Source organism: Heyndrickxia sp. NPDC080065 (assembly GCF_050281185.1).
Taxonomy (GTDB): domain Bacteria; phylum Bacillota; class Bacilli; order Bacillales; family Bacillaceae_C; genus Heyndrickxia.
The window spans coordinates 17,076-29,445 of record NZ_JBNNWS010000029.1 but is presented as its reverse complement, the minus strand read 5'-3'; the positions used below and the strand labels follow the sequence as shown (position 1 = coordinate 29,445).

Sequence of the window (12,370 nt, the reverse complement as noted above, 5' to 3'; positions counted from 1 at the left end):
CTCATATCTATTAATCTATATTTTGAGTATTATCATATCATACAAAATGTATATGAAGAGTTGTATAAATTTTAAGCGTTACATCATAAATAGATGCATAGCTAACTATATTAAGAAATATATGGTAATATAGTATCAAAGATCTATTACAAAGGGGTAAGGGGTCATGGAGATGTCAGGAAAGAGGGTTTTGGTTGTTGATGATGATTCAGATATTCGCGAAGTGATTCAATTGTACTTGAAAAATAACGGATATTCAGTGATTACAGCAGGGGACGGTTTATCTGCCATTCGTTTAGTAGATGAGTGTAATCCTGATATGATTATTCTTGATGTTATGCTGCCTGAGCTTGACGGTTTTGAAGCATGTCAGATGATCCGAAAAAAGTCAGACGTTCCGATTCTTTTTTTAAGTGCGAAAGAAGATGATATGGATAAAATATTAGGACTGGGAATTGGCGGGGACGATTATATGACAAAACCATTCAGCCCTGTTGTTCTCGTTGCCAAAGTAAAAGCACACTTACGTCGAAACCGGATTCTACAAGAGAAAAAGAATGATTTAGCGGAAGGGAAAAGTCAGAAATTTCTCAAATTTACAGGGCTTTCAATAGATATGGACAGCTGTGTCGTTAAAGTAGAGAACTCCCAAATATCATTATCTACAAAAGAATACCAGTTACTATGTTTTTTAGCCATGCGCCCAAATCATGTGTTTAGTGTTGAACAATTATTTGAAGCAATTTGGGGTGAAGAAGCACTAGGTGATAATCGAACCGTTATGGTACACATTAGCAATCTACGAAAAAAAATTGAACAGAATCCGATCGAACCAAAATATATAGTAACTGTTAGAGGATTGGGTTATAAATTTATAAACCTTTAAAGAAACCTGTTTGAGTAACTTCCTATGAAGAATGATTGAAATCTACGCATTCTTAATTCTATTGAATGAGTTTGGGTTTTCTAAAAAATTACGGACCTCATCAATTGTTAAACCGCACTCCTTCGCTTTTTTTAAGAGCTCGATCCATTCAGCATCAAGTGAAGTAAGTTCCACTTGTTTATCAACAGACAACTTATACATTGAATGCCTCCTCCAACAATCAAGATTTACCTAAAAATTATCATACTAAACGAAGTATAAGTTGATTTCAAAAGTAGTTAAAATTTTGTTAAAGTTTTTGAAAATTTGAAAAAGTGGTGAAAACCTGTGTATAAATTAGCAAACTATCAACTACTTGAAAAAATAGAAGAAAATGACTCATGGATACTTCAACGTGCATACTCTCAATTAATGAACAGAATAGTACTTGTAAAATTTTTAAAAAGTGACCTCCCAACTTCTTATGAAATATCCTCCATTGTACATGAATACTATATAACTCAGGATTTACCGACGAAAAATATTCTCTTCTCCTTTTCTTTAGAAAGGAGTAAAACTCAACCTTTCCTCGTTATGGAGAACTTTTCTGGTCAAACATTGAAAACAATTCTAGAAAAAGGGAAATTCAGCTTAACTCAATTTTTAAAGATAGCCATTCAACTAGCAGATATTATTGGTGAACTTCACAAATATCATTTGATTCATAAATCGATTCGACCTGAAAACATCCTCATTGATGTCCATGAAGGGAAAACGATCCTATCAGGTTTTGGTCATGCAACAAAATTAACGAAGGAAAATATACGTTCGGTATCGAGCCCTTACGAAATAAATCATCATCTATCATATATGTCACCAGAACAAACGGGACGAATGAATCGTGTAATTGATTACCGAACAGACCTTTATTCCTTAGGAGTAACCATTTATGAGATGATAACCGGCAGACTTCCGTTTACAACCACTGACCTTGCCGAACTTGTTCATGCCCATCTTGTTTTAACACCCTTTGCCCCACATCAAGTTAACATAGATATTCCCGAAACCATCTCAATGATCATTATGAAACTAATTGCTAAGATGCCTGAATCCCGCTACCAAAGTGCATATGGGTTAAGGAGAGATTTAGAAAAGTGTTTACAAGCGGTTACTCAAAACCATTCTATTCTCCCTTTTCCGTTAGATGAAAAGGAAAAAATAGATCATTTTGAGCTGCCGCCAAGACTATATGCTCGGAAAAAGGCAACCGAATTATTGCATATGGCATTTAAAAAAACATGTGCGGGTATTGCGACGTTTGCGCTAATACCTGGCCCTTCAGGAATTGGAAAAACAGCACTTGTAAAGGAAGTACAAAAACCACTTATTCAAGAAAAAGGTTATTTTATTTCAGGAAAATTTGATCAATTGCAAAGGCAGAAGCCTTACGCCCCAATTATTCAAGCTTTTAAAGAACTACTTAGGCAGCTTTTAACAGAGGATCCTGAGAGAATTGAAAAATGGAGGCAATCATTATTTAACGATCTATCTACCCATGCTGGAATCATAACAGAGGTTCTCCCTGAGCTTGAGTGGTTGATTGGGAAACATTCTAAACCTCAAAGTTTGTCTGTTCTTGAGACTCAAAGTAGATTTCTGATGGTTTTTCAGAAATTTGTTCATGTGTTTGCAAAAAAAGAGCATCCACTTGTTCTATTTCTTGATGATTTGCAATGGGCAGACAGGGCTTCACTTGATCTTGTTCAGTATTTGCTTTCGGAGCCAGTCTCACAATATTTACTTGTCATTGGTGCTTACCGAGATGATGAAATAAAAGTAGGGCATCCTTTTTCAATATTATTGGAAGGTGTTCAGTCAACGAACGTAAAAATATGTGAAATCCCGTTAAAACCACTTGAATATCATCATATTAAGCAGTTCATTTCGGAGACATTTCACAACCAAGTAACCGAATTAGATATGATTACTACTGTTATCCAACGAATTTCACAGGGGAATCCTTTTTATGTACGGCAGCTTGTTCAGGCTCTTTATGAAGAAAACATTGTTACCTATGATTATCGCTTATCGATATGGTCGACAAACATAAAGCTACTCAATCAACTACCTTTGACAGGAAATATTGTTGAATACATGATCAAGCGAGTAGAAAAGCTCCCAGAAAGAACAAAACGTGTGTTAAAATTTGCATCTTGTATTGGTAATCAGTTCGAGCTTGAAACATTATCAACCATTTGTGAATCAAGTTTTACAAAGACTTCCGAAGATTTATGGGAAGCACTTGAAGAAGGTCTTGTTTTACCGCTTGATCCTGGTTACAAATGGGTGTATTCAGATGAAATGGCAGAAACGGAACCACCTGCGTACCGCTTTTCACATGACAGGGTACAGCAAGCCGTCTATGTGACAATGTCAAAAGAAGCTCAAGAGAAAACCCATTTAAAAATTGGACGGCTTTTATTAAAACATCTTGAAGAAACAAGCCATTTAGATCAACTATTTGAAATTGTTAATCACTTAAATATCAGTAGAAAACATCTAATTGAGGGAGAGGAAAAGGAGAAGCTTGCAAAATTAAATTTATCAGCTGGTGAAAGAGCAAAACAAGCTGCAGCCTTTGAAGCAGCCCTTAAATTTTATAAAGTTGGATTAGAATTACTCCCTAATGACAGCTGGTTAACTCAATATGATATGACATTTAAATTAAACATCGGACTTGGAGAATGTGAATATTTAAATAGTCAATTTGAAGATGCGGAAGAAAGCTTTGATACCGCGCTAGCAAATGCACAGTCAAAAAATGATCAATTAGCTGTTTATGAGGTAAAAATGACACTGTATACACATGTTCATCGTGTGGAAGAAGCTGTTGATGCTGGAATCAAAGGGCTGCAATTGTTTGGTTGGAAGGTTCCACGTAAACCTGGGAAAGTAACTGTAATGAAGGAAATACTTTTAACAAAATTAGCACTAAAAAAAGTCAATACGAAAGATTTATTGGAGCTACCTCCAATGGAAGATGAAGAGAAACAAAGGTTAATGAGGACGCTCACGAATATGAATGGCTCAGCCTTTCATGTGGATCAATATCTTGCAACATGGCTGATCCTCCGCGCACTCCGGTTAACGATAAAATATGGAAGTACAGAGATTTCTGCACTGACTTATAACAATTATTCCTTAATCTTATGCTCAGGCTTTTTAGATTTTGAAGGTGGTTATCAATTTGCCGACCTCGCTATACAACATGCACAGTCGGTCGGTAATCGAAGCATATATGGAAGGGTTTATTTTTTATTTGGAAGCTTCATCAAACATTGGAAGGATCATCTTTCACTAAATCTTGATTATTTAAGAAAATCGCAAAGCTATTGTATTGAATCTGGCAATCTTCATTTAGCCGGAGCGAACAGTTCCTTTATTGGAATGATCATGTTTATGGTTGGGAATCCTTTACAAGAAGTGAAGGAAGGTATTAATAAACAGCTCGAATTTGTAAAACAGATTCGGTATACATTGTCTAATTATTTTTTGAATGAAGTGAAACAATGGATTCGTATTTTAATGGATCCTAGTCTTAAGTCAAACTGGGATTTACCGAAAATTACTGATGATCTTGCAGCATTAATTATTCATTCGATTATTCGTTTGCAAATGGCCTATTTATTGAATAAGCCCAAAATCGCACAAGAATTATTAACCATTTTAGAGGAACAGTTTAATCGTTCGACGGTTCTTGTTATTGGGCCTGAATATTATATGTACCAATCTTTATGGTTAGTGAAATTTTATCCGGAAACGAGCAGACTGGAGCAGCGAAATTTTAGAAAAAAACTTCATGTGAATTTGAAGAAGCTAAAAAAGTTGGCAGGCCATTCACCAGATAACTACAAACACAAATATCTATTAGTTCAGGCGGAAACAGCCAGAATAGAGAATAAAAAAGTTGATATTGCTTATTTATATGATCAGGCCATAGAACTTGCTGAAGAGAAGGGCTATCTACAGGACCTGGCAATTGCTAATGAATGTGCCTCAAGCTATTATCGTTCAAAAGGAGCGGTGAAATTAGCTGAATATTATATGACTAAGGCTATTCAAAGCTATGTAAAATGGGGGGCAAAGACAAAAGTAAATCAATTGCTCCAACAAAATCCAAAGTTAATGAAGGAATCGAATGAGAGTTTACAAGCTGAAAAACTTGAATATTTAGACATAAAATCAATTACTCAAGCTTCTCAAACGCTATCTAGAGAAATTATCCTTTCACAATTACTTGAAAAAATAATGTCCATTGTCTTAAAAAATGCAGGGGCTGGAAGGGGACTTCTTTTGTTGCAGAAGGAAGGAGATCTTTCCGTTGTTGGAAAAGGAAGCTTTCAAAATGCACAGGAGGTAATTGAAGTATTATCTTCTAAACTAAGTGAACAAATATCTTCGTTTTCAGAGATGATTGTGAATTATGTAGTAAATAGTCATGAGCCAGTTGTCGAAGATGATGCGGCAAACGGAGGTATGTTTACGAAAGACCCTTATATCGTAAAAAAACGTCCGAAATCTATTTTATGCCTTCCAATAGTCCATCAAGGAAGGTTAAATGGTGTACTGTATTTAGAAAATAATGAGAACACACATGCATTTACAAAAGAAAGAATTGAAGTTCTTACTTTACTTTCTTCTCAAGCGGCTATTTCTATTGAAAATGCCTATTTATATGCCAATCTTGAAAATAAGGTAGTGGAAAGAACGATTGAACTGGAGACTGCTAATCAAGAATTAGGGAAAGCATATCAAGACATTACACTTTCAGAACAAATGCGTCGTAGTCTTTTATCCAATATTTCTCATGATCTGCGTACTCCAATTACGTCGATTCGCGGATATATCGAAGCAATTCTAGATGGTATAGCAGAAACACCAGAAGAGACGAAAGAATATTTACAAAGAACACGGGAGAAAACAATCGCTTTAAACCGACTAATCAATGATTTATTCGATCTTTCCCAATTAGAAGCAAGGCAGAGTTCATTTGAATTTGATTATATTCCGATCCATGGACTTGTACAACATTTGTATAAACAAAATGAACTTGAAGTAAAAAATGCTGGCTTGGTGTTTGAATTGATTTTTTCTAATAATGATTACGCTGAGTCTCCTTTAGTTAAAGTCGATATAGGACGAATAGAACAAGCTGTCTCTAATATTATCTTGAATGCAATTAAGCACACCAAGGCGGGAAGTATCAAACTTTACTTAACGATAGACAGTGAGCGAAATTATACAACAATCACCATTCAAGATAGTGGTTCTGGTATTCAAGAAGAAGATCTTCCATATATTTTTAATCGATATTATACAAAACCAGGTGGTGGTAATAAGAAGAAGGGAAATGGTTTAGGACTTTCAATTTGTAAAGAAATCATTGCTTTTCATAATGGTCAATTAACTGTCAAAAGTGAGATTGGGAAAGGGACCTCTTTTTCAATTATTCTGCCGATATTTGATGTTATTGATGAGATGATAGATATGGATACAGAAGAAGTTTTATATAGTTAGTGGTACAAGGGGATGAATCTAATTCATCCTTTTTTTGTTGATATAATTTTTTATCATTTTCTGTAATGAGGAAAAAAATCCTTGTTATGGCAAATTATTTAGTGTAAAATTACACTAAATACAGCGTAATGTAAACTTTAGGGCGGGTGTATCCAATGGATAAAGAAGAAGTGATTGAATTAATTTCTAATAAAATGAGATTAATTCGATTAGAAAGAGGCTATTCTCAAGATAAAATGGCTGAAATTATGGGGATTTCTAAAAAAACGCTCGTTCAATTTGAGAAAGGGAGAACATTAGCGGGTTGGTCCAATGTAGTAACCCTTTGTGCGCTATTTAGAGACTCTGAAATATTGCAATCATTGTTAGGCGATGAGCCTATAGAGGTCATTGAATTAATTGCTCACAATGGGATTGATTGTCCAAGGTCGAGGTCAATGGGAGGGAGAGTTTGGTGGAAGGAAATTGATCAAAAGGGAAGCTTCCGCCTTCAACAAAATATCATTAGTCAACATTATCGGATTCTAGATGAGCAGCATTACCGGTGGTATAGTACGTTTGAAAAGGAAGAAGCAGTTATACGATTAAAGGAGCTATCTAGGGAGTGGAATAAATGAAAAAAATCGGATTTAATATTCTATTAATCTGTTTCAACTGTTTCCCCTTTGTATTTTTCTCTATGTACCTAGATTATAAAAATGGTTCAATGCTCGGTTATCTATTGATGATAATAGGAATATCAGTAATCGCTTTTTACGCAAAAGCATCCAATAATACATTTGCTCTTATTATTGGGAATATAGGCTCTTTAATAGTTTCGTATTATTTCATTGGCAAGATGGGAGATAATGAACATTGGGGAGGATATTTTAAACCACTAACACCTTCACAGTTACTCATACTGGTTAGTATATTAAACTTAATTCCTCAGTTTATTACAGTAATAGCAGCAAATAAGCTAAAAAATAAAGTTGGTTGGAAACAGATAAATATTTCCGGATATTCCATCTATTCTTTGCTATGTGCAATCATTGGATTTACCTTCAGTATGTTATTCCAATCGATGGCCTATTGGGGCAATGAAACGATGCTATGGTATTGGGTTGGAGCTGTTTTATCATATCTTTTTTCACTCATATCTATAACATTTATTTTGTTTTTTAATATAAAAGAAACACCTAATTTTATTAGCGTTTTATTATTATTCATAAGTGTACTTTTTATTTTTGCCACTATATTCTGGACTACATTCATTATTATCGCTTGGCAGTCAGGATTTTAATATACATAGGTAAAAAAACCTGCTGAATTAACTTTACAAGTCTTCAGCAGGTTTTTCTTTAATTGTATTGTATGTTTCAATAATAAACTCTTTGTATGGTGATACAGGTAATGGATCAATATTTTGCATCGCAACTTCTGCAGCTTGAATTGCCTTCGTTCGATTACCAAGCTCGAGATAGCAAAGTGCTTCATACGACTCTACGAGGTAAAATGATGACAAATCAAATGGATGATGAAGATATGTTGGGATTTTGATCTTTTCCAACCAAATAAGTGCATCTTTAAAGCAGCCAAGCCCATAAAGTGCTTTCCCTTTTTCGAGAAAGAAATAGGATTTGTAGCTTTCCGTCATTTCTAAATTTAAGAGCTGTTGGTCGATGAGTTCTAGAGCTTCGTTGTATGCCTTCTCTTCAGAAATAAGAGACATCACATGGAAAAGATCATGAAATAGAATAGAATATTTATCTTCAGCGAATTCACCATATTGCTTCAATTTCTTCGTATAATAATTTTTCTTTTCAATATCATGTGACATAAACGCATGTGCAGCAGCCAGTCTATATAAATCATCAATTCGATAAAAGATTCGATGCTCTTTTGAATAATTCATCGCACTTTCCATTACACGATGTGCATCCTCTACATTTCCAACAGCAAATTGTAAAATCGCTTCATTATAATCAAGATCCACACGTGTCATTGGGTCAATATAGGCATGCCTTGTTTCGAGTTCAGTACGTTCTTTCAAAAAAATCTCTAAGCTTTGTATATAGTCATGCTTTGCAAACTTCACGGTTGCCCTGAATATTCCAATGCTTGCCCGATTCGATGTAAGATTCATCTGCTCGTACATTTGTGCTGCACGGTCGGATATTTCTTGCCACCCTTTTTTATTTTCACGAAAAAGGCTCCGACTGTATATATCTAATAAGCGGGCAGACTCATATCCATGTGACAGTTTTGGAGTATATGGTTCAATTAGCTGGATGAGTTGTTGATATTTATCATTTACTTTTTCAAGATCCATATTGAATAGCTTCTCAGCTTTGTCTAGAATTTTTCTTAGTTCCTGTGAACTGATTTCTTCCAGTAAATCGGTAACCTCGACTTCAAGCTGTCTAGCTATATACGTTAAGCTTTCCATGGAAGGATTCGCCTTATTATTTTCAATTAGGCTGAGCATTCCTTTTGTCAGTTCATCCCCTGCTAAAGCTTCAAGTGTCATTTTTTTCTGTTTTCTAATGTTGCGTATACGTTCACCTAGCATTTTTTTTAGGCACACTCCTTGAATGATGGGTAGTTTAATTATATTAAACTTTTTCTTGTTTTGGAAGAGGGAACGTGATATGATTTGTTTAATTAAATTAAACATTTGGGGTGGGAGATTTATATGGAAGAAGGATTAAAGCTTAAAAAGGCAACTTATCATCTGTGGACATTCACCGTTAGTAAACTGATTGCCACATTTGGCGCACAAGTATATTCATTTGCTATTAGCTTTTATATTTTACAATTAACAGGATCTGCGACAAGCTTTGCTACAAACCTAATTTGCAATATTTTACCACGTACACTTGCTGCACCTTTTGTAGGATATTTAGCAGATAACTATTCGAGAAAGATGATTGCGATTACTTCACAAATTGGTGCAACTATAGCGATTGGTGGGTTACTTACAATAAGTTTAACTTCAGGTTTGTCCCTTATAGCAATTTATACCACGACATGTGTTTTGTCACTTATGTCCACATTTTCTGGAGTAACTTTCACCTCCTCTATAACCGGACTTATTGATAAAGCAAGGATTCAAAAGGCGATGTCATTAAATCAGATGTCGATTTCATTTGCTGCTATTGGCAGTCCGGCGGTAGGGGGACTTTTATATGGTGCCGTTTCCATGCCGGTTTTTCTAATTATATATATGATTGCTTCGATCTTTGCAGTTTTTCTTGAGTCAACAATGGATTTTAAGCTTTTTGCTAATAGAAAAGAGAAGAACGAAGGGGAACAGAAAGAACCTATGTGGCAAAGTATGAAAGCTGGAATCGGTTATTTAAAGAAGCAACAAGTAGTTATGATTATTATTTGGATTGCATTATTGATCAATTTCTTATTTGGAGCGTACGAGGTTGGCTATTCATACATTCTAATCGAAAAGATGAAAATGCCATCGCAGCATTTCGGTTTTACACAAGGGGCATTTGCAATTGGAATGCTTTTATTGTCCATTTATTTTAGTGTTCGAAAAGAAGTGAAGTATCCACTTCTTGTATCAAAACGAGGTATTCTTGCGATGGGAACATTTATTGCGGCGATTGGATTACCGTTGATAATTACTATGCCCTATTACTTAGTTTTTGTTTATTATGTACTCATTATGCTCGGTTTTGGAGCCATGGTTATTATTGTTAATACACCTATTCAGGTAATGATGCAAAAGCAAGTTGATGATGATTACAAAGGCCGTGTTTTTTCTATCCTCGAAACCATGGCGACAGCCCTTATGCCACTAGGAATGGTCATATACGGCTTTCTATATGATGTTTTTTCTGCTCAATGGATCCTGCTCTTTTCAGGTTCATTACTTATTGGCATTGTCCTTATTCTTGCAAGACCATCGATTATTCGCAAAGCACATCCACAGCTTGGGGAAAGTAATTCTGTTAAGGGAGAGGCAGAAGCAACTTCTTGAGGGATGGGACAGGGGGACAGGTCCATTGTCCCTATGAATTTGTCTAGACTGGAAAAAACATATAAATTAAGATGTTTGGGATCGTTTCTGTAAAGAGGACGGTCCTTATTTTTTTAAAAATGCTATATTAAGAGAAAATGTTGATAAACCGCGGTTTCAAGTATCCTAGTCATCTATATTTTTTCGACAAATTCTAGCAATTTTTTAAGAATGATAGCGTATTCAAAAAGGTGTGATATAATGATAAAAAAAGGCTATGTTTAATTGATGTGATAAAAGCCTACGTGGTACGTTTTCAGTAGGTTTTTACATTTGTATAAAATTGCCATCCGCATATTCCGGAGGCTATGTTTACAGTAATAATGATGAAAACAGAGCCTTAAAATTCATAACAGTAAGGAGTAATCGCTATGTTGAAAGATCTTTTTATGGGCCTATCCCAAAACCAATTTCTTAATAGTGCAGCAAAAAAGTACGGTTTAAAATTGGGGGCGCAAAATGTCGTAGCGGGAACCAATATAGAAGAAACAATCAGGAGCATTAAAGAGCTTAACTCCCACGGAATATCTTGTACTGTTGATAATTTAGGAGAGTTCGTCTATGAAAAAGAAGAGGCGACGGAAGCAAAAGAAAAAATTATTGAAGTAATTGAAGCGATTCATGAAAATAAAGTAGATGCTCATATTTCTTTAAAGCCAACACAATTGGGGCTGGATATTGATTATGATTTTTGTTTAGATAACTTAGAAGAAATTGTAGATAGAGCGAGTCAATATGATATTTTTGTTAATATTGATATGGAAGATAACAGCCATCTACAACCTTCTTTTGATATTCTAGATGATTTATCAAGAAATTACGATAATGTTGGAACTGTTATTCAGGCATATTTCTATCGAGCAGAAGAAGACATTCAAAAATATAAAAATTATCGCCTTCGTATCGTAAAGGGTGCATATAAAGAGCCTGAGGAATATGCATACCAAGATAAGAAAGATATCGATGAAAACTTTATTAAGCTTATAGAATGGCATTTATTAAACGGAAAATTCACATCAATCGCAACACATGATCATAATATCATCGACCATGTGAAAAAATTTGTTAAAGCAAACAACATTCCGAATGATAAATTCGAGTTCCAAATGCTTTACGGTTTCAGAAAAGACCTTCAGCTTAAATTAGCAAGCGAAGGCTACAACTTCTGTACGTACGTACCTTTCGGAAAAGATTGGTATGGTTACTTTATGAGACGTCTTGCAGAAAGACCACAAAACTTAAATCTAGTTGTTAAACAAGTATTTAACAAAAAAACAAACACAATGATCGGTGTGGCAGCAGGAGCATTTTTATTAGGTAGAATGTCTAAAAAGAATAAACGTAAATAGGTGACGGCTCTCTTGTCCATCCATTATATTGAAGCTACTCATTTTAGAGTAGCTTTTTTTGGTGAGGAAGGCTACGGGACAGTGGACCAGACCCCGCGTCCCACATTTATAATTTCCAAAAATGTAATACTATAATAGACAACAAAATAGTGCATGTAACTATATAATGAGGCCAATTGTTCTTACCGTATAGAGCAAGGCCATTCATTATTCTTGAAGCAATAATTAGCAAGCTTACGATGGATAACCAAATTACAGAAATGTCGAGAAAAAATTTCGTAATGCCCAATGTTAAGAATAAAATGTAACTTAATGTGAAAAAAGATAATGATACTTTGCTAAATCGATTCATAGGTACTTTATCAAGAGGAGTTTTTGATGGTTTTGAATTCCCAATTATTAAAGCGACAACTCCGGCAAGACTGACAAAAGAAAATAAAATAATAAGGGTACTGCTAATCATTTTAAACACATCCTTTTATTTTTATGTTATATGGCTAGATTAGATTGTGGGGTTAACCCCACGTCAAGAGGTTATATTATTTATTTTCAGGGAGCTGTTAA

Annotated in this window: 9 protein-coding genes; 6 read left to right on the top strand and 3 right to left on the bottom strand. The window is 34.8% G+C overall.

Annotation, left to right across the window (positions count from 1 at the left end; genetic code table 11):
• Positions 1-172: 172 nt before the first annotated feature.
• Positions 173-886, top strand: a complete 714-nt coding sequence (locus ACQKP0_RS23830; RefSeq protein WP_427408301.1) for a response regulator transcription factor — start codon at positions 173-175, stop codon at positions 884-886.
• A 42-nt stretch (positions 887-928) separates the two neighbouring features.
• Here ACQKP0_RS23830 and ACQKP0_RS23825 read toward each other — a convergent pair whose 3' ends face one another.
• Positions 929-1,087 carry an anti-repressor SinI family protein gene (locus ACQKP0_RS23825; protein ID WP_427408300.1) on the bottom strand — a complete coding sequence of 53 codons (159 nt, stop codon included), beginning with the start codon at positions 1,085-1,087 and terminating at the stop codon, positions 929-931.
• Positions 1,088-1,213: 126 nt separating this feature from the next.
• Here ACQKP0_RS23825 and ACQKP0_RS23820 point away from each other — a divergent pair, with 126 nt between their 5' ends.
• From ACQKP0_RS23820 to ACQKP0_RS23810, 3 genes are all read left to right on the top strand, one after another.
• Complete coding sequence (locus ACQKP0_RS23820) at positions 1,214-6,442, top strand: AAA family ATPase (protein WP_427408299.1); 5,229 nt, start codon at positions 1,214-1,216, stop codon at positions 6,440-6,442.
• 155 nt (positions 6,443-6,597) lie between these two features.
• Positions 6,598-7,059: a helix-turn-helix transcriptional regulator gene (locus ACQKP0_RS23815; protein WP_427408298.1), complete on the top strand. Its 462-nt coding sequence runs from the start codon at positions 6,598-6,600 to the stop codon at positions 7,057-7,059.
• The gene (locus ACQKP0_RS23810; protein WP_427408297.1) at positions 7,056-7,724 is read left to right on the top strand and encodes a hypothetical protein; all 669 of its coding nucleotides are present in this window, start codon (positions 7,056-7,058) and stop codon (positions 7,722-7,724) included. Before ACQKP0_RS23815 ends, ACQKP0_RS23810 begins: the two co-directional genes overlap by 4 nt.
• A 33-nt stretch (positions 7,725-7,757) precedes the next feature.
• Here the strand turns inward: ACQKP0_RS23810 and ACQKP0_RS23805 are convergent, their stop codons facing one another.
• Complete coding sequence (locus ACQKP0_RS23805; RefSeq protein ID WP_427408296.1) at positions 7,758-8,993, bottom strand: helix-turn-helix domain-containing protein; 1,236 nt, start codon at positions 8,991-8,993, stop codon at positions 7,758-7,760.
• Positions 8,994-9,116: 123 nt separating this feature from the next.
• Here ACQKP0_RS23805 and ACQKP0_RS23800 point away from each other — a divergent pair, with 123 nt between their 5' ends.
• On the top strand, positions 9,117-10,418 hold the full coding sequence (locus ACQKP0_RS23800) for an MFS transporter (protein ID WP_427408295.1): 1,302 nt from the start codon (positions 9,117-9,119) through the stop codon (positions 10,416-10,418).
• Between the two features lie 410 nt (positions 10,419-10,828).
• Complete coding sequence (locus tag ACQKP0_RS23795) at positions 10,829-11,806, top strand: proline dehydrogenase family protein (protein WP_427408294.1); 978 nt, start codon at positions 10,829-10,831, stop codon at positions 11,804-11,806.
• Between the two features lie 106 nt (positions 11,807-11,912).
• On the opposite strand, the gene ACQKP0_RS23790 is transcribed toward ACQKP0_RS23795, so the two are convergent.
• The gene (locus ACQKP0_RS23790; RefSeq protein ID WP_427408293.1) at positions 11,913-12,269 is read right to left on the bottom strand and encodes a hypothetical protein; all 357 of its coding nucleotides are present in this window, start codon (positions 12,267-12,269) and stop codon (positions 11,913-11,915) included.
• Positions 12,270-12,370 lie beyond the last annotated feature (101 nt).